At 72.1% G+C, this 18,045-nt stretch carries 13 protein-coding genes; 5 read left to right on the top strand and 8 right to left on the bottom strand.

Features of this window, described 5'->3' with window-relative positions; translation table 11 throughout:
* Nucleotides 1-48 precede the first annotated feature (48 nt).
* Both KBX06_RS12985 and KBX06_RS12980 read right to left on the bottom strand, forming a co-directional pair.
* A complete protein-coding gene (locus tag KBX06_RS12985; protein WP_210834760.1) occupies nucleotides 49-2,253 on the bottom strand; it encodes a hypothetical protein in 2,205 nt (734 codons plus the stop codon).
* A complete protein-coding gene (locus KBX06_RS12980) occupies nucleotides 2,250-3,041 on the bottom strand; it encodes a deoxyribonuclease IV (protein WP_210834759.1) in 792 nt (263 codons plus the stop codon). The genes KBX06_RS12985 and KBX06_RS12980 overlap by 4 nt, the downstream gene beginning before the upstream one ends.
* Before the next feature lie 642 nt (nucleotides 3,042-3,683).
* Here KBX06_RS12980 and rpsF point away from each other — a divergent pair.
* From rpsF to rplI, 4 genes are all read left to right on the top strand, one after another.
* The gene (gene rpsF / locus KBX06_RS12975) at nucleotides 3,684-3,974 is read left to right on the top strand and encodes a 30S ribosomal protein S6 (RefSeq protein WP_074315517.1); all 291 of its coding nucleotides are present in this window, start codon (nucleotides 3,684-3,686) and stop codon (nucleotides 3,972-3,974) included.
* Nucleotides 3,975-4,055: 81 nt separating this feature from the next.
* Nucleotides 4,056-4,595, top strand: coding sequence for a single-stranded DNA-binding protein (locus tag KBX06_RS12970; protein WP_210834758.1), 540 nt, complete (start codon nucleotides 4,056-4,058; stop codon nucleotides 4,593-4,595).
* Between the two features lie 41 nt (nucleotides 4,596-4,636).
* Nucleotides 4,637-4,876, top strand: a complete 240-nt coding sequence (gene rpsR, locus KBX06_RS12965; protein ID WP_007073789.1) for a 30S ribosomal protein S18 — start codon at nucleotides 4,637-4,639, stop codon at nucleotides 4,874-4,876.
* A 14-nt stretch (nucleotides 4,877-4,890) separates the two neighbouring features.
* Nucleotides 4,891-5,337 (top strand): 50S ribosomal protein L9, encoded by a 447-nt coding sequence (gene rplI / locus KBX06_RS12960; protein WP_210834757.1) that lies wholly within the window; start codon nucleotides 4,891-4,893, stop codon nucleotides 5,335-5,337.
* A gap of 120 nt (nucleotides 5,338-5,457) precedes the next feature.
* Here the strand turns inward: rplI and KBX06_RS12955 are convergent, their stop codons facing one another.
* The gene (locus tag KBX06_RS12955) at nucleotides 5,458-7,002 is read right to left on the bottom strand and encodes a hypothetical protein (RefSeq protein ID WP_210834756.1); all 1,545 of its coding nucleotides are present in this window, start codon (nucleotides 7,000-7,002) and stop codon (nucleotides 5,458-5,460) included.
* A 410-nt stretch (nucleotides 7,003-7,412) separates the two neighbouring features.
* On the opposite strand from KBX06_RS12955, the gene KBX06_RS12950 reads away from it, so the two are divergent.
* Entirely contained in the window at nucleotides 7,413-11,585 is a 4,173-nt protein-coding gene (locus KBX06_RS12950; protein ID WP_247685826.1) for a replicative DNA helicase, read from the top strand.
* 36 nt (nucleotides 11,586-11,621) lie between these two features.
* Here the strand turns inward: KBX06_RS12950 and KBX06_RS12945 are convergent, their stop codons facing one another.
* The 5 genes from KBX06_RS12945 to KBX06_RS12925 form a co-directional block, all read right to left on the bottom strand.
* Nucleotides 11,622-12,308 (bottom strand): maleylpyruvate isomerase N-terminal domain-containing protein, encoded by a 687-nt coding sequence (locus tag KBX06_RS12945; RefSeq protein WP_210834754.1) that lies wholly within the window; start codon nucleotides 12,306-12,308, stop codon nucleotides 11,622-11,624.
* Between the two features lie 111 nt (nucleotides 12,309-12,419).
* On the bottom strand, nucleotides 12,420-12,839 hold the full coding sequence (locus KBX06_RS12940; RefSeq protein ID WP_210834753.1) for a zf-TFIIB domain-containing protein: 420 nt from the start codon (nucleotides 12,837-12,839) through the stop codon (nucleotides 12,420-12,422).
* Nucleotides 12,840-12,861: 22 nt separating this feature from the next.
* Nucleotides 12,862-13,494, bottom strand: a complete 633-nt coding sequence (locus tag KBX06_RS12935; RefSeq protein WP_210834752.1) for a phosphoribosyltransferase — start codon at nucleotides 13,492-13,494, stop codon at nucleotides 12,862-12,864.
* The gene (locus KBX06_RS12930) at nucleotides 13,491-14,807 is read right to left on the bottom strand and encodes a glycosyltransferase family 87 protein (RefSeq protein ID WP_210834751.1); all 1,317 of its coding nucleotides are present in this window, start codon (nucleotides 14,805-14,807) and stop codon (nucleotides 13,491-13,493) included. The genes KBX06_RS12935 and KBX06_RS12930 overlap by 4 nt, the downstream gene beginning before the upstream one ends.
* A 67-nt stretch (nucleotides 14,808-14,874) precedes the next feature.
* A complete protein-coding gene (locus KBX06_RS12925) occupies nucleotides 14,875-17,379 on the bottom strand; it encodes a putative bifunctional diguanylate cyclase/phosphodiesterase (RefSeq protein ID WP_374225625.1) in 2,505 nt (834 codons plus the stop codon).
* Nucleotides 17,380-18,045: the final 666 nt, after the last annotated feature.

Here is an 18,045-nt window from a genome sequence, read left to right as displayed (position 1 = left end):
CCTCCTCCCGGCAGCCAGGGGCGACCCTGACTGCCGGGAGAACGCCGGTCAGAGGCGGTAGACGACGACGTCGCCGATCTCCTCGCGGGTGATGCCCAGCCCGTCGACCGGCGCGTCCACGGTGATCTCCCACGGCGTGCCGGCGATGTGGTCGCGCATCAGCAGCACGTTGCGGACCCCGAGGACGCGCAGGTAGTCGACGCTGGTCTGGTCGGGGAAGGCGAGCGTCACCCGGCGTACGTCGTCGAGCTGCCGCGGGGTGAAGCCGCTTCCCCCGTTCACCACGTCCTGGAACCTGGTCGTGGACCACAGCATCACCGGCTGGTCGAGGCTCTGGCTGCTGGGCAGCACCAGCAGCGGCCCGTCCACCGTCCGCATCGCGGCCGGCTGGGGCGGCACGATCGGATGCGGCGTGGAGTTCAACCCCTCGCCGATGACCAGCACCAGCGGCAGCAGCGTGGCCAGCCGCAGCCACGGGCTCGGCCAGGAGGGGATCCGCTCGGCGGAGATCTCCCGGACCCGGGTGGCGAACGCGCTGACCGCGCCCGCCGCGAGCAGCCCGAGCAGCAGCGTCGTCCAGAGCATCAGCCGACCCGGCGTACGCAGGCCGTTCCAGCCGGGCAGGTGCTCGAACAGCGGCACGTAGGTGAACGTGCCGTCGAAGAACCGGGTGCCCATGGCGAGCACCATCGTCACCACCACCCCGGCCAGCAGCAGCAGCCGGTGGCGCAGCTTCCAGACCGAGAAGAAGAGCCCCCCGGCGGCGAGCGCGTAGAGCACGAAGCCGGGCAACAGGGTCATCTCCGGGTGCCAGGGCAGCAACGCTCTCGCCCCCTCGTGCAGCCCGCCCCACACCCGCGACTCGGCGGGCGCGGTGAAGAAGCCGCTCGCCGGTGGGGAGAAGATGGCGATGTCGCCGATGGAGCGCTTCGCGTTCGGGTGCGCCTCGGCCACCGTGAAGAACGGGTAGGCCAGCAGCGCGCCGACGCCGGCGAAGAGCAGACCGCCGACCAGGTCCGCGATCAGCAGCCGGCGGCCGAACGGGCGCTTGACCGGCCGCACGACCCAGCGTCGCAGGAACCAGGTGACGGCCGCGACGAGCACGGTCCCGGCGAGGAAGTACGCGAACGGCAGCCCGATGCCGAAGCCGAGACTGAGTTGCCACGCCGCGACCAGCCAGCCGGCGTAGACCCAGCCGTCGTGCCGGCGTTCCGGACGGTACCCGTGCCGCAGCGACCAGCCGTGTCCCCGGGCGAGCATGGCCAGCGCCAGCGGGATGCCGCCGTTCGAGATCACGTGCAGGTGCCCGGCCTGGGCCAGCAGCCAGGGCGCGTACGTGAAGCTCACCCCGGCCACCGCGGAGCCGATCCGGCCCGCGCCGAGCTGCCGGGCCAGCGCGTACGCCCCGAGCGTGGCGAGCGCGTGGGCCAGCACGAACATGATGTTGTAGCGGAGCACGGCGCCCTCGGGGCCGGTGCCGATCATGCCCGCCGGGGCGTACCCGAGCAGGGTGTCGGAGAAGGCGAAGCTCCACGGCTCCGGGAAGAAGGTGTTCGACTGCCACAGCTGCGCCGGGTTGGTCAGCAGGATGTGGCCCGACCAGGCCATCTGCCACGCCTGGAGGCTGGGGTCCCAGTAGTCCTGCGGCAGGGTGTGGCGCGGGTAGCGCAGCGTCGGCCAGGTCAGCAGCACGGCCAACGCGAGCGTCGCGAGCGTCGCGAGCGTCCACTCGTGGACCAGCAGGCGACCGACCGCCCGTGCGGCACGCCCGAGCCGGGAGGGCACCGGTTCGGGGGCGGACGCGAAGGCGTCCCACCGGTCCGGCTCTTCCTTCTGGTCGCCTCCGTCCTCGTCCTTGGCGTCCGTCTTGCCGGCCGCGTCCGCCTCGGTGTCGGTCCTGCCGGTGCTGGGTCCGACCTGGTCGGCCCCGCCCGCCTTGGTGCCGTCCTTGCCGGTCCCGGCCTTGTCGGTCCCGGCCTTGCCGGTCTCGGTCGTGTCGATCTTCTCGGCCTCGCCGGCCGTGGCTCGTGCCCCAGCCGTGGCTGGGGTCGTGTCGGCGCCGGGTGGGGCTTCGCCGGTGTCACGATCGGCCTGCCCAGCCTTGGGCTCGGCCCCGCCGGTCCCGGCCGCCGAGTCGGGCGTGGCACCGGCCGTGCCGGTCTTCCCGGCGGTGTCCTTCTTCCCGGCCGTGTCGGCGTTCCCGGCAGCGGCGTCGGGACGGGGGCCGCCGGCGGCGGACTGCTCGGTCGTCATGCCGCCGGGCTCCCCGTGCCCAGCCGGTCACGCAGGAAGGCGATGTCGGCGCTCTGGCCGTCGACCCCACCGGGGGTCTCGACGATGACCGGTGCGCCGGCCGCGCGGATCACCGCCACCACCAGCTCCGCATCGATCGTGCCGCCGCCGAGGTTGTCGTGCCGGTCCTGGCCGGAGTTGAACGCGCCCTTGGAGTTGTTGGCGTGCACCAGGTCGATCCGTCCGGTGATGGCCTTGACCCGGTCGACCAGCCCGAGCAGCTCCTCGCCGCCGGCGTGCGCGTGGCAGGTGTCCAGGCAGAAGCCAACCTCGTGGTCGCCCACGGCGTCCCAGAGCCGGGCGAGCGCGTCGAGTCGCCGGGCGCAGGCGTTGTCACCGCCGGCGGTGTTCTCGATCAGGACCGGCAGGTCGAAGCCGCCGGAGTCCGCCGCGTACGCGAAGGTCTTGCGCCAGTTGTCGAACCCGACGGCCAGGTCGTCGCCGGCGTTGACGTGCCCGCCGTGCACGATCAGCCCCTTCGCGCCGATGGCGGCGGCCGCCCTGGCGTGCCCGAGCAGCAGCTTGCGGCTGGGGATCCGGATCCGGTTGTTGAGGGTCGCGACGTTGATGACGTACGGCGCGTGCACGTAGAGGTCGACGTCCGCGGCGCGCAGCCGGTCCGCGTCCTCCCGCGGCTGCGGTGCCTTCCACCCCTGCGGGTCGGAGAGGAAGAACTGCACGGCCTCGGCCCCTCGGGCGGTCGCCTCCGCCATCGGGTCGGTCGAATCGACGTGGGCTCCGATACGCATGCACGGGAGCCTACGTCGCGTCCCCGACAGCCGGGTTGACGGCGGTGACGGACTCGCCGACCCACGCGTCACCTCCCGGCGGCGGCGGTCGTTGTTGCGGGTGGGATCCACGGTTACCGCAGCCGGCCCGGATCGGCCGCCGGACGGCCTCGCCGACCGTCCGCGTGAACCCGCCCGAGAGCAGGGGCACTCCCGTCGTGCGGCCCGGCGCGGCGGGAGCCCCGCCCTGACGGAAGCGGAACACGCCGGGAAATTTGTCGGAGAATTCCGCCATTTACCCCGACAAGGTGCAAGAGCCGTTGTAACGTCAGGTAACAACACGATAAAGCTCCGCGGGGCGTCCCCGGTCCAACCTCATCGGTGTGGTCGTTCCTCCCCAGGTCCCACCCAAGGAATGCGGACGGGACGCCCCGCGGCCTCGTGCACGGGGGCTCGCATCGACAGCGACGTCGAGGCGGGCCCCCGTCGCCCTGCCCGGCGAGCGGGCCCCCGCGACCACCCCGGGCATGATCGTCGGGACCGGGTATCCTGGTCCGGTTGTCCGCGTCCGGCCGGGTTCCCCCGGAACCGGCGTGGGCCGCGACGCAGACCTCCTGCCACGGAAGGACCGTGGCCGCTTAGCCCACAGGAGGTGAGCACGTCTTGCGTCATTACGAAGTAATGGTGATCCTCGACCCCAGTCTCGAGGAGCGCACCGTCGCCCCGTCGCTCGACACGTACCTGAACGTGATCCGGACCGCGGGTGGCTCGGTGGAGAAGACCGACGTGTGGGGCCGCCGGCGCCTCGCGTACGAGATCAACAAGAAGGCCGAAGGCATCTACGCCGTCGTCGACCTGCAGGCGACGCCCGCAGCGGTGGCCGAGCTGGACCGTCAGCTGCGGCTCAACGAGTCCGTGCTGCGCACCAAGGTCATCCGGCCGGAGATGCGCTAAAAGCATTCAACCCGGTTCACCCGGATCAGCCTCATCGGCGCTGTCGGAGGGCTCTGAGAGCCTGTACGGCAGAACAGATGAGTGCGCGAGGAGATGGTCATGGCAGGAGACACCACCATCACGGTCATCGGCAACCTGACCGATGACCCCGAGTTGCGGTTCACCCCCTCCGGTGCGGCGGTCGCCAAGTTCCGGGTCGCTTCGACGCCCCGGTTCATGGACAAGGCCTCCGGCGAGTGGAAGGACGGCGAGCCGCTCTTCCTGGCGTGCACCGTGTGGCGGCAGGCGGCGGAGCACGTCGCCGAGTCGCTCCAGCGGGGCGCCCGCGTGATCGTCTCGGGCCGGCTGCGTCAGCGGTCGTACGAGACGCGCGAGGGCGAGAAGCGCACCGTCATCGAGCTCGAGGTCGACGAGATCGGCCCGTCGCTGCGCTACGCCACGGCGAAGGTGCAGAAGATGTCCCGCTCCGGCGGCGGTGGCGGCGGCTTCGGCGGCGGTGGTGGTGGAGGTAACCAGGGCGGCGGCGGAGGCAACTTCGACGACCCCTGGGCCTCGGCTGCACCGGCACCCTCGCGCGGTGGTTCGGGTGGCGGCAACTTCGACGAGGAGCCCCCGTTCTAATGGCGCCGAGCGCCCGCGATCGCAAACCAGGAGCACGAGCAATGGCCAAGGCCGCTGCACTTCGCAAACCGAAGAAGAAGGTGAACCCGCTCGACAAGGACGGGATCACCTACATCGATTACAAGGACACCGCGCTGCTGCGCAAGTTCATCTCCGACCGCGGCAAGATCCGCGCTCGGCGGGTGACCGGCGTCACCTCGCAGCAGCAGCGGCAGATCGCCCGTGCGGTCAAGAACGCCCGTGAGATGGCGCTCCTGCCGTACACGGCCACGGCCCGCTGAGAGGGGGCACCGATATGAAGATCATCCTGACTCAGGAGGTGTCCGGCCTCGGTGCCCCGGGCGACATCGTCGAGGTCAAGAACGGCTACGGCCGTAACTACCTGCTGCCGCAGGGCTTCGCGATCGCCTGGACCAAGGGTGCGGAGAAGCAGGTCACGGTCATCAAGCGGGCCCGTTCGGCCCGGGAGATCCGCGACCTCGGCCACGCCAACGAGGTCAAGGGCCAGCTCGAGGGCCTCAAGGTCAGCCTGAAGGCCCGCGCCGGTGACGGCGGCCGGCTCTTCGGCTCGGTCACCCCGGCCGAGATCGTCGACGCCGTCAAGGCCGCCGGTGGTCCGGTCCTCGACCGTCGTCGGCTGGAGGTGTCCGGTCCCATCAAGTCGACCGGCTCCTACCCGGTGCAGATCAAGCTGCACCCCGAGGTGACCGCCAAGTTCGACCTCAACGTCGTCCAGGGCTGACACCTCATCCCAGCACCACGCGACAGGGCCCGCACCGACCGGTGCGGGCCCTGTTCCGCCGTAGGCCGACGAGGTTGACCTGGTAGACCTCGGGCGGCCCCGTGACCTTCCACCGGCGGGTCAGCCGATCGGCTGACCGGTCACCGCGCTGATCATCACCGTCGACAGGCCACCGCCGACCACGGCCGCCGCCAGCGCGACGCTTGCCGAACGCCACGTCGTCCCGACCCGGCGCAGCAGCAGCGCCACGACCAGGCTGCTGGCCAGTGCCAACCCGAAGCGCGGCAGGCCCGACACCAGCGAGCCCAGCGCCCGCGACCTCGGCGAGTCGCAACCCCCTCCGCTGATGTCCGTGACGCACCCCGCCGGCACCTGCCCGTCCAGCGTCAGCAACCACACGAAGATCAGCACCGCCGGCGCCAGATAGCAGGCGAGCGTGTAGAGCAGCGACCGCCACGGCCCGCCCGGATCGGGATCGAGCAGGTCGTCCTCGATGCGCCGGCTGCGGGCCCCCGCCCCGGCGGTCCCCGCCGGACGGCGTACGGCCGGCCTCGCCGCCCTCGGGGCACCGAACAGCTCCGCCGCCCTCGGGGCACCGAACGGCTCCGTCACCCGCCGACCCGGTGCCGGACGCGGTGCGGTGTAGGGCGCCACCGGTGACCGGGGCGCCGACACCGGCGGACCCGTCCACCGGGGATCGTCGTCCGCCAGCCGGATGCCCGACCAGAAGCCCTCGTCGCGGTCGTCCCGCCCCGGCCAGGACCAGCCCTCCTCGGTGCCGGAGCCCGGCGCGGTCCGGTCCCATCCGCCGGTGTCGGCGTACCGCTCCCACCGGCCCGTGCCGTCGGACCCCTGCCACCGGCCGGTGCCGTCGGTTTCGTCCCACCGGCCCGTGCCCGCGTGTTCCCAACGGTCGACCTCACCGGGCGGACGCCACGCGTGCACACCCGAGGCGTCCCACGCATCGACGGCCGGCGGACGGGAGGGCGGGAGCTCGGACGCGGCGGGACGAGCCCCCCGGTCCCAGGGATCGACAGCAGGTCGATCCTCCGGCGCCCACCGACCCCGGCGGGCCTCCCGGTCCGGTACGGGGCCGGACGCCTCCGCCTCCTCCAGCCCCGACCAGACGACCTGCGGCCGATGCGACGGCGAGCGCCTCGGCCGGCTCGGCGGCGCCGCCCCCGAGACGGGGTCGTCCTCGGCCCGCCGGCGCCCGGAGTAGCCCCGCTCCCGCAGGTGGTCGAACGTCCACTCCCCGGTGTGCTCCGACTCCGACTCCGACTCGGGGGCCGTGCCGGGCGCCGACGCCGCACGCCAGCTCGTCTCGCTGACCCGACGCCAACTGCTCGTGGTCTCGGTGGCCCGCCAGGCGGCACCGGAAGACGGATGGTCGGCCCCGGCCCGCGCCTCGTCGTCGGGCGCGGCGTGCCGGCCGCTGCCGTCCGCGCTGCGTACGCCCGACTCGAGCGCCCAACGCGGCAGGTAGCTGTCGACCGGCTCCCGCTGGCCGCGTTCGGCGGCCCGGCGGCGACTCGGCGTGCGGTGCCGAGCGGGGGCGCGCTCGTGGGGATCGGCCGGTGCGGGGTCGGCGGGATCGTCCCAGGGGGCGACCGGCCGTCGCTCGCGCGGAGCACTCTCTCCGCGTCCCCAGTCCCGGTAACTCACGGCCGGAGCGTGACCCTTCTCAACCGATGGCGCAATCCGCTGTCCAGGTGTAGCCGTTCGCTGGAGATAGTACGGGACGTTCGATCGCGCAGTTCGACCGAAAACTTGCTATCCACAGGCTGGGGATTACGTTTCCGCAGCTCAGCGCTCTGCGCCCGAGAATTCCCCAGCCGTTGTCCACAGGCTGTGCACACCCTGCGCACAGCTCGTCCACCGGCGTCCACAGGTTGTCCCGAGGCTCGTCCACCGTCGTGGTTGAGCGGCTGACCTCGGGTTCCGTATGGTTGGCCCCCGACCGGCCGTGCGATGACCCCCGATCGACCGGCAGGTCGAGGTCGTCGTACCTCGACGGTAGGGCTGAATCCGGATCCGACGCAGTGGAGGGGGAACCCGTGTCGGTCACCGACGACATGCGGGCGGAGTCGCGATCGGGCGGGGGGCAGGCGTCCCCACCGCCGCAGCGCGACGGCCAGTTCGACAAGACCCCGCCCCAGGACGTCGCCGCCGAGCAGTGCGTCCTCGGCGGCATGCTGCTGTCCAAGGACGCCATCGCCGACGTCGTCGAGATCCTCAAGACCAACGACTTCTACCGGCCGGTGCACGCCACCATCTTCGACACCATCCTGGAGATCTACGGTCGCGGCGAGCCGGCCGACTCCATCACCGTGGCGGCGGCCCTGGCCGACTCCGGCGATCTCGTCCGCATCGGCGGCGCTCCCTACCTGCACACGCTGATCGCCAGCGTGCCCACCGCCGCGAATGCGGCGTACTACGCCCGCATCGTCAGCGAGCGGGCGGTCCTGCGGCGCCTGGTCGAGGCCGGCACCAAGATCGTCCAACTGGGCTACGGCACGAGCCAGGGCGGCAGCCGCGACGTCGACGACATCGTGGACCTCGCCCAGCAGGCGGTCTACGACGTCACGGAGCGCCGCGTCAGCGAGGACTTCGCCGTGCTCGCCGACATGCTCCAGCCGACGCTGGACGAGATCGAGGCGGTCGGCGCCCAGGGCGGCGTGATGACCGGCGTCCCCACCGGCTTCACCGACCTGGACCGCCTGCTCAACGGCCTGCACGCGGGACAGCTCGTGATCGTCGCCGGACGCCCCGGCTTGGGCAAGGCGCTCGCACTGGACACCCCGCTCCCCACGCCGACGGGTTGGACCACGATGGGGGAGGTCCAGGTCGGCGACGAGTTGCTGGGCGCCGACGGCCTGCCCACGAAGGTCACCGCCGCGTTCGAGGTGCGGTACGACCGGCCGTGCTACGAGGTCGAGTTCTCCGACGGTTCGGTGATCGTCGCCGACGGTGAACACCTGTGGAAGACCACCACGCGGGCAAGTCGCCGCGCTGCCCCGGCCCGCCGGCGCAACCACTGGTCCCCCGAAGCCGTCCGACGACTGCGGCAGGCAGCGGCAGGCGCGGCCCCCGGCGACGACGTCACGATCGCGGAACTGGCCGCCGTGCTCGGTCCGGAGTTCACGCACACCGCCCACCGGGTGGCGCACGACATCGCCGACGACTTGCCCGTCGTCATGCGCCGGCGCCCACGCGTACGCCCGGCCAGGGCCTATCCGTCCCGGCGCCTCCACCGTCGCCTGTCGGCCCGCGTCGAGCAGTGGTCGGACAGCCTGTCGGCGGCGGAGTTGCCGGACGTGGTGACGACGGAGCAGATCCGGGCGACCCTGCGCACGGACACGGCTGACCGGCGGCTGAATCATGCGGTCGAGAACGCCGCCGCGCTCCGCCTCCCGGAACGGGAGCTCCCGCTCGCGCCGTACACGCTCGGGGTCTGGCTGGGTGACGGCCACACGGCGGCGGGAAGGGTCACCACCGTCGACCCGGAGATCCTGGCCTTGATCGAGTCCGACGGTTTCGAGGTTCGACCTTCGGGGCCGATGGTCTACACCGTCCGTCCGCCTCGGCTGCCCGTGATCGCGGCCCGTGAATGTGTCGTCTGCCACGCGGTCCTCACCCCTCGCGGCCCGGCGGTCCACACCTGCGGCCAGTCGTGCGGCGGCCGGTCGAAGGGGCTCGTCCCCGAGGCGCGGCGCGAAGGTTGCGCGCACTGCGGGGCGGTGGGCGCCGGGGCCTGGAACGCAAGCCGCGGGTGCCGTGACTGCCACAGCCGGTACGGAACCTTCCTCGGCTATCTGCGCGCGGCGGGAGTGCTGGGCGACAAGCACATCCCCACCGCGTACCTGCGGGCCTCGGAGGCGCAGCGGCGAGCGTTGCTGGCCGGGCTGCTCGACACCGACGGCACCGTGACCGTCAGCGGGAACGTGCAGTTCACCACGACCTCGCCCCGCCTCGCCGAAGACGTGCACGAGCTGGTCGTCAGCCTCGGGTACCGCTGCTCGGTCGCGCGAAGGACCGTCAAGGGGCGCACCGCGGAGAGCTCGATCGCCTTCGACCTCACCTTCACGGCCAGGGACGAGGTCTTCCGCCTGCCGCGCAAACGGGAGGTGCACCGGTTGCGGCGTCGTGGCGAGAGCAACTCCCGCACGGACAGCCGCTTCATTGTCGACGTCCGAGCGGTTCCGAGCGTGCCGGTCCGGTGCGTCACGGTGGACAATTCCGACCACCTGTACCTCGCCGGCCGGGCGATGATCCCGACACACAACAGCACCGCGAGCATGGACTTCGCTCGCAACGCCGCGATCAGAGCCAACCAGGCGGCGGCGATCTTCTCGCTGGAAATGAGCAAGGTCGAGATCGTCATGCGACTGCTGTCGGCCGAGGCGCGCGTGCCCCTGCACGTCCTGCGCAGCGGCCAGCTCTCCGACGACGACTGGACCAAGCTCGCCCGCTGCATGGGCGAGATCAGCGAGGCGCCGCTCTTCGTCGACGACACGCCGAGCATGAACCTGATGGAGATCCGGGCCAAGGCCCGCCGGCTCAAGCAGCGGCACGACCTCAAGCTGATCGTGGTCGACTATCTCCAGCTGATGACCTCCCCGAAGCGCACCGAGAGCCGGCAGCAGGAGGTCGCCGACCTCTCCCGTGGCCTGAAGCTGCTGGCCAAGGAGGTCGAGTGCCCGGTGATCGCGGTGAGTCAGCTGAACCGTGGTCCGGAGCAGCGCACCGACAAGCGACCGCAATTGTCCGATTTGCGCGAATCGGGCTGCCTGACGGCGGAGACCCGGTTGATCCGGGCCGACAACAACTCCGAAGTGACCCTCGGCGAGTTGCTCGCCGACGGAGCCAAGGACGTTCCGGTATGGGCGCTCGACGAGACCCTGCGCTACACCCCGCGAACGATGACCCATGTCTTCCCGAGCGGCAATCGGGAGGTGTTCCGCATGAAGCTGGCCTCGGGTAAGCAGATCGACGCGACGTCGAACCATCCGTTTCTCACCTTTGCCGGATGGCTGCCGCTCGGGGAGTTGGCGCCGGGAACGCGTCTCGCCACCCCCCGGCACGTTCCGCCTCCACTCACGATCCGACCGTGGGCGGAGCCGGAGGTCGTCCTGCTGGCGCACCTGCTGGGCGACGGCTCGTTCGTGCGCCGGCAGCCCATTCGGTACGCGAGCCGCGACGAAGGCAATCTGCAGGCAGTGGCGGAGGCCGCCAAACATTTCGGCATCACCGCCATCCGTGACGACTACGAGGCGGCCAGGGTCACCACCCTGCGGCTTCCCGCTCCCTACCGTCTCGCTCGCGGCGGGCGCAATCCGATCGCCGAGTGGTTGGACGGTCTGGGACTGTTCGGCCTGCGGCCGCATGAGAAGTTCATCCCGGCGCCGGTCTTTGGCATGCCGAAGGAGCAGATCATCCTCTTCCTCCGGCACCTGTGGGCCACGGACGGCTCGGTGACCGTGAACAAGTCCGGCCGCGGTGGCCGCATATACTTCTCGTCGACAAGCCGCCGGATGCTGGAGGACATATCCCGGCTGCTGTTGCGATACGGCATCACCGCTCGGATCAAAGTGGTGCCGGTCGAACGTCACCGACCTCAGTACACGCTGGACGTTTCCGGACGGGACGACCAGTTGCGGTTCCTCCGGGAGATCGGCGTGCACGGGGACAGGGCGCTCAACTGCGCCGAGCTGCTCACATCGCTCACGGCGATGCGCAGCAACACCAACGTGGACACGGTGCCGCGAGAGGTGTGGGGACGGGTCCGGGAGATCCTGGCGGAGAACGGCATGACCCACCGCGAGTTCGCCGCGGCGATCGACTCCCAGTTCTGTGGCAGCACGTTGTGGAAGCACGCACCAAGTCGATCCAGGCTTGCGAAGATCGCTTCGGTCCTCGACGCCGCCGACCTCGACCTTCACGCTACGAACGACATCTTCTGGGATGAGATCGTGTCGATCGAGTCACTCGGCAGCCATGACGTCTTCGACGCCACCGTCCTCGGTACACACAACTTCATCGCCAACGGCATCGCCACCCACAACTCGATCGAGCAGGATGCGGACGTCGTCATCCTGTTGCACCGCGACGACTACTACGACAAGGAGTCGCCGCGGGCCGGGGAGGCGGATTTCATTGTCGCCAAGCACAGAAATGGTCCGACCGACACGGTGACGGTGGCCGCGCAGCTGCACCTGTCGCGCTTCGTGGACATGGCCATCGTCTGAGCACGGTCGCGCCGGTCAGCCCGACAGCGGAACCGGTCAGCCCAACAGCGGGAACCAGCCGGCGACCTCGCCGAGTTCGAGCTGGTCGCGGTCGGTCAGCGGTCCCCGCCCGGTCGCCTTCAGCAGGTAGTCGGCGTCACTCCACGCGGCCGGTCGGACGGCGTCGTCGCTGAGCAGGCCGTCGATGGTGGCCACGGCGACGCCCGTCGCGAGCGCACCGGGCAGGGGCGCGTCGGGCAGGTCGAGCACCAGGTCCAGGTGGTGCACGACGGCCTCGGTGGTCAGCGTGGCGAGCAGGTCCGGCACCCGCAGCACGTGCCCCCGGGTGGTGACGTGGCCGTCGGGATCGGCCGCACCCGCGGCGCGTACGGCGGCGGGGGCGGTGTCGGTCCAGAGCCGGACGATCCCGCCGGGGCGGTCGAAGGCGACGGCGGAGCGGCGGACCCACCAGGCGTGTCGCGCGTCGCCGCCGTCGTCGTCAGTGCCGGGCGAGAACGCGCGCCAGTAGCCGACGTCGTCCACGTCGGGTGGACCCTCGGCGGGGCTGGCCAGGGCGACCAGGGCCCGCTGCGCGTCGCAGAGCACGTGGAGGAGCAGGTCCGCGACGAGCCAGCCCCGGCACCGGGTGGGCCGTTGCAGGGCGGCGTCGTCGAGGTCGGCGACGACCCGGGTGATCCCGTCGTACGCCTGCGCCAGCGGGTGGTGCAGCGTGTGCGGCGTCATGGGGGCAGCGTCGCACGGCTGCCGTCGGCCGGCACGGCGGACAGCGGCGGGAGCGCGCGGAACATGGTGACCGGGCCGGTCGAGGTGCGCCGGCCCGGTCGACGGGGTGGCTCAGCCGAACATCTCGTCCAGGAAGCTCTTGTGCTTCTTGCGCTTGTAGTGGCCGTGGTAGCCGTGGTGCTGCTGGCCGTGCCCGTACGCGGGGGCCGGCGGGTAGCCGTGCGTCGGCGGGGGCGGCGGTGGGACGGCGCCGTAGCCCGGCTGGTGCGGGGCGGGGGCGGGCGGCGGTGGTGGCGGCGGGTAGCCGCCCTGCTGGTGGCTCGGCTGACCGGGGTAGCCGCCCTGCTGGGTGGGCTGCGCCGGGGCTGCCCCGCCCTGCTGGCGGCTCCAGTTGGCCTCCGCCTCGAACAGCTTCTCCAGCTCGCCGCGGTCGAGGAAGATCCCCCGGCACTCGCCGCACTGGTCGATGACGACGCCGCTGCGCTCGTACTGGCGCATTTCCCCGTGACACTTGGGACACTTCATGCTCATCCTCCGACCGTACCCGCTTCGGTCATGCGGTCGCGGTGAGCGCTTCCGTGACTTCGGAGTCGGAAAGCTCGTGGAAGTCCTCGTAGTAGGCGCTGACCGCCATGAACTCCGGCGGGTGCTGGGCGCAGACGACCTGGTCGGCCTCGGCGGCCAGCATCTCGTACGCCTCCTGCGAGCCGACCGGGACGGCGACCACGACCCGGCGGGCGCCGAGGTGGCGGGCGACCTGGACGGCGGCGCGGGCGGTGGCCCCGGTGGCCAGGCCGTCGTCGACGATCACGGCGGTGCGCCCGGTCAGGTCGAGTGGCGGCCGGCCGGCGCGGTAGAGCCGCTCGCGGCGTTCCAGTTCGGCCTGCTCACGGCGGACGACCTCGGCGACGTCGTCCTCCGTGAGCCCGCTGGCCACGGCGTCGTTGAGGACCCGCACGTCGTCGGGGCCGAGCGCGCCGAAGGCCACCTCGGGCGTCCACGGCATGCCGAGCTTCCGGACGACCAGCACGTCCAGGGGCACGCCGAGACGTTCGGCGACCACCCGGGCGACGGGCACGCCGCCGCGTACCAGCCCGAGCACGATGACGTCCGGTTCGCCGATGAGCGCGGTGAGCCGGTCGGCGAGCGCCCGGCCCGCCTCTTCGCGGTCGCGGTAGGTGGTCATGCCTCAGGTCTACGCCGTGCCGCGGGCCTCCGCCCGCCAGTTGGCGTAAACCGGGGGGCCAGGGTGGGGGCCCACGCCAGGAGGGCGAGCGGGTAGAGCAGGTAGCCGAAGCGGGTCGTGGGCATCAGCAGGATCGCGGCGAGCAGGCCGTACCCGCAGATCAGGGCGGTGGCGACGGCGGTGCGTGGCGGGCGGCGGACGAGCCGGACGGCGATGGCCAGCCCGGCGGCGAGCAGCAGGGCGACGGCGACGGCGCGGCCGGCGGGCAGGGCGGTGGCGATCAGGTGGCCGGGGAACGGCGACTGTGCGGGGCTGGTGACCAGGCCCTGCCCGAGGGGGAAGCGGAGCACGTTCTCGACCAGCGCGTCGCGGTCGACGAGCAGTGCCGGCAGCAGGGCGGCGGCGGGCAGGCCGATCGCGCCCGCGGCGACCCGCAGGCCGGCCCGCCGGGTCAGGCCCCAGACGATCAGCACGAGGGCGACCGGCCAGGCGAAGAGCTTCAGCGCCCCGGCCAGGCCGACCGCGAGGCCGGCCCGGCCCGGTCGGTCGGCGGCGGCGAGGGCGAGGGCGAGCAGGCAGAGCGCGAGTACGGGCAGGTCGTCGCCGCCGGTGGCGAGGGTGAGTGCGCAGATGGGGAGGACGGTGGCGGCCTGTACGCCCCGGAGGAGGGCGGCGCCGCTGTGGTCGTTGGCGGGCCGGCTGGTGCCGCGGGTGAGGGCACGGACCGCCAGGGTGAGCGCCAGCGCGGTGCCGACGGCGAACCAGACGCGGGCGTCGGTCCACCAGGCGTCGACGGCTGCCCGGGGCAGCCCGAACAGCGCCATTCCCGGCTGGTAGGGGGTGTAGCCGAGCAGTTGCTCGCCGGGTGGCAGGGCGGCGATCGCGTCGGGGCCGAGGTAGGGCGTGCCGGTGTCGACCAGCCGCTGGCCGGACTCCTCGACGACCAGCACCTCCTCCTGTGCCCGGTCGGTGCGTCCGCCGGACCGTTGGATGCTCTGCCAGGCCAGCGGCAGCAGGGCGGTGCCGAACCAGGCGAACCCGGTGACCGCCCAGCGGGACGGCAGTCCGGCCAGCGGCGATCCGGGGTCGCGGCGGTGTGCCAGGAGTTGGCCGGTCGCGGCGAGGGCGGCGAGGAAATATCCGACGGCGGCGACGCCGCCCCAGGCGCGGTGCGGTACCAGGGTGGACGCGGCGGCGGTGATCGCGGCGAACGCGGCCGACGCGGCGTACAGGCCGAGGTCGAGGGCCAGGCCGCCGGCGGCGGAGTCGAGGGGCTGCCAGCCGCGGCGGCGGGTGGTCGGGGCGGCGGTCACGCGGGCCAGTCTGGCAGCAGGTGCGTGCCGCCGCGTCAGGGCGGGCAGCGTGGCACCTGCCGCCGCGTCAGGCGGGCAGGTGGCGGTCGGTGCGCCCGCGCCCGCCCTGCCGGCGGCCGGGGGTGAACCGGATGACGGCTCCCGCGTCGTGCAGCGGAGGCGCGAGCGTGCCGGGGCTGCCCCCGGAGCCGCGCCGGAAGGCCGCAAGGAGCGCGCCGACGGGCATCGGCCGGGCGAAGAGGTGCCCCTGGCCGGCCGTGCAGCCCAGTTCCCAGAGGGCCCGGCGCTGCGGCTCGCTCTCCACGCCCTCGGCCACCACGTCGAGCCCGAGGCTGCGCCCCAGGTCGAGGGTGGAGCGGATGACGGCGGCGGCCTCGGCGGAGCTTTCCATGGCGGTCACGAAGCTGCGGTCGATCTTCAACTCGTGCACGGGGATGCGGGAGAGCAGCGACAGGGAGGAGTAGCCGGTGCCGAAGTCGTCGAGCGCCAGCCGGACGCCCTCGTCGCGCAGCCTGCTGAGCACCCGGTCGACCACGTCGAGCTGGCTGAGGGTGAGCGTCTCGGTCAGCTCCAGCACCAGCCGGTCGGGGGGCAGGTCGTGGGCCCGCAGCCGGGCCAGCACGGAGCCGGGGAAGCGGGCGTCGAGCAGGCTGCGTGGCGACACGTTGACCGCCACCGGCACGTCGAAGCCGGCGTCGCGCCAGCTGCCCGCCGCGATGAGGGCCTGGTCGAGGATCGCCTCGGCGAAGGCGGGGAGCAGGCCCGAGCGTTCCACGGCCTCCAGGAACCTCAGGGGGTCGATCATACCGTGGGTGGGGTGGCGCCAGCGGGCGAGGGCCTCCGCGCCGGTGACCCGGCCGGTGCCCAGGTCGACGATGGGCTGGAAGTTGACGGTGAACTCGTGGTCGGCGACGGCCCGCGGCAGTTCGCCGCCGAGGGTGAGCCGGCCGAGGTCGGCGGTGTCGCGGGTCGGGGCGTACGTCGAGGTCCGCTGCCCGGCCCGCTTGGCCTGGTACATCGCCACGTCCGCGCGGCGCAGCAGCTCCGGCATGCCCCCGGTGGCGGGGGCGGCGGCGATCCCGCCGCTCGCCTCGACGCTGATCCGCATGCCGTCGAGGTCGAACGGCTCGTGCAGCGCGGCGAGCAGGGTCTCCGCGCGGTGTGCGGCCACCGCCGGGGCCGGCAGACCCCGCAGGAGTACGGCGAACTCGTCGCCGCCGAGCCGGGCCACCAGATCGCCGTCCTGGGCGGCACCGCTGAGCCGTTCGGCGACCTGCACCAGTACCTGGTCTCCGGCGGCGTGCCCGAGGGTGTCGTTGACCTCCTTGAAGTGGTTGAGGTCGATCAGCACCAGGGCGGTCACTCCGTCGGCGTGCCGGGTGTCGAGGTGTTCGCCGCCCCGGTCGAGCAGGTGTCGGCGGTTGGCCAGCCCGGTCAGCGCGTCGTGGGTGGCGGCGTACGCGTGCTGGTCGGCGACCCGGGCCAGTTCGGCGTACGCCTGCGCGTTGCGCACGGCGGTGCAGAGCGCCGAGGCGAAGGTGCGCAGCGTGTACTGCTCCCGCTCGGAGAGCTCCACGGGCCCGCGGAACCGCAGTCGCAGTATGCCCACGTCGGCCGTCCGGTCGTGCCCCTCGAGCGCGGCGGGGACCACGGTGCCGTCCACCGAGGTGGGCTCGCCGGCCGGCCCGTCGTAGGTGATGGCGACCGCGCCACCGCGGACGGTCCGGCCGCCGTCGCGCAGCTCGATCTCCACCTCGTCGGCGGAGAACAACTCGGCGGCCCGGGTGACCGCGGTGGTGAGGACCTTGTCCAGGTCGACCACGTTGAGCGCGTCGGTGGTGCGGGCCAGGCGCTGCCACGCCTGCTGTTCGGTGCGGGCCTTCACCCGGTTGGAGTAGAGCAGGTGGAGGCTGAGTACGAGGGGCGGCACCGCGAGCAGGAGCCGGGGGTCCGCGTGCAGGATGAACAGCGTGGTGACGATGAGGACGAAGCGTGCCAGCGCGCTCGTCAGGCGCAGCCCGAGGCCCTCGCGGAAGAGGTGCCTGAGGCGGGTGCCGGTGGCGAGTGCGATGACCGGGAGGGTCAGCAGTTCGTCGAGGACCACCGTGACGGCGTAGGCGACCCCGATCGGGCCGAGGATCTGCCAGGGGTCGGTGACCGGTGGCGACCCGCCGGCGGCGTGCAGGGCTGCCCCGCCGCCCACCGCCAGCAGCATGGTCTTGGCCACTCCGAAGGCGGCCTTCAGTGGCGGGAGCTTGGCGAGCGACTGGGCCATCGCCACCCCGATCCCGGTGGCCAGGATGACCAGCGGAGTCGGCGCGACGGCCAGGCTCAGGATGATCGCGGTCTCACTCCAGGAGATCGCGTGCAGGGTCGCGCGGATGCGGATCCGCCACTTGATCGTCATGCCCAGGAAGGCCAGGCAGATCAGCGTGAGCGAAAGTGTCAGGTGGGTGCGGGACCAGTCCAGGCGGGTCAGCTCGCGTAGACACACGGTGGCCGCGATGGCGGCCACAACGCAGACGAGGCCGACGTGCAGCGTCAGCCGCCGCTCGGCCTCTGTCTTGCCCACGTTCAGTCGTGTCACCGCATCCCGACTGCCCTCGCCTGCTCAGCACGCCAAGATTACCTGCGGTCACGCGCCAGCCACAATCGTCAGTTCCACTCGTGTGCCGACATCGCTGTCCCCTCCCCGCTCTCGCGTTGGCCCTTGCGCCGCTGTGTTCCGCGACGCCAACAGCCTAAGTGCGGTTCGGCCAATTATGGAGGGATATATGTGACTATGGGCAATGGATGAGAAGCGCGCCCTGTGGGGTGACTTTCTGCTTCGGAGCGGGAACTCCGTGCTGTGTTCCATCGGCTTCCGGTTAACGCTAGATAATGACCCGGCGAGAGCGTCGGCGGCATCGGGCACGAGGGTGCACTTTGCAGCGGAAGATGGCTCCGGCGCCGGGTCGTGTGGCGCCCCTCGGACACGTTGCGTGGCCGAGGCCGCCGCCTGCGTGCCGCCACGTCTCGTCCACCAGGCAGTTCTGTCGACGGCCACGCGTGGTCGACCCGAGCGACGTCACGCAGTGATCAGGGCAAGATGCACTCCGTACGTTGCCGGCGGCCCTCCCGAGCGATCGGCAGCCGGTAATTCCCCGACGGTGATGATCGCCTGCCGTGTGGGTGAAGAGTCGATGACGTCACATGGTCACCGGACGGTATCCCGACCCACCGTCGCGCCGGCGTGGGC

Source organism: Micromonospora sp. C31 (assembly GCF_018070575.1).
Taxonomy (GTDB): domain Bacteria; phylum Actinomycetota; class Actinomycetes; order Mycobacteriales; family Micromonosporaceae; genus Micromonospora.
Note: the sequence above shows the minus strand (reverse complement) of the source record. Positions and strands in the feature narration are given on the sequence as shown.

Bases quoted from the DNA above. Each gene is read 5' to 3' on its own strand.
- rplI (WP_210834757.1), top strand. From the start codon at position 4,891: ATGAAGATCATCCTGACTCAGGAGGTGTCCGGCCTCGGTGCCCCGGGC.
- KBX06_RS12940 (WP_210834753.1), bottom strand. From the start codon at position 12,839: ATGAGCATGAAGTGTCCCAAGTGTCACGGGGAAATGCGCCAGTACGAG.
- KBX06_RS12985 (WP_210834760.1), bottom strand. From the start codon at position 2,253: ATGACGACCGAGCAGTCCGCCGCCGGCGGCCCCCGTCCCGACGCCGCT.
- KBX06_RS12935 (WP_210834752.1), bottom strand. From the start codon at position 13,494: ATGACCACCTACCGCGACCGCGAAGAGGCGGGCCGGGCGCTCGCCGAC.
- KBX06_RS12950 (WP_247685826.1), top strand. From the start codon at position 7,413: ATGCGGGCGGAGTCGCGATCGGGCGGGGGGCAGGCGTCCCCACCGCCG.
- rpsR (WP_007073789.1), top strand. From the start codon at position 4,637: ATGGCCAAGGCCGCTGCACTTCGCAAACCGAAGAAGAAGGTGAACCCG.
- KBX06_RS12980 (WP_210834759.1), bottom strand. From the start codon at position 3,041: ATGCGTATCGGAGCCCACGTCGATTCGACCGACCCGATGGCGGAGGCG.
- KBX06_RS12945 (WP_210834754.1), bottom strand. From the start codon at position 12,308: ATGACGCCGCACACGCTGCACCACCCGCTGGCGCAGGCGTACGACGGG.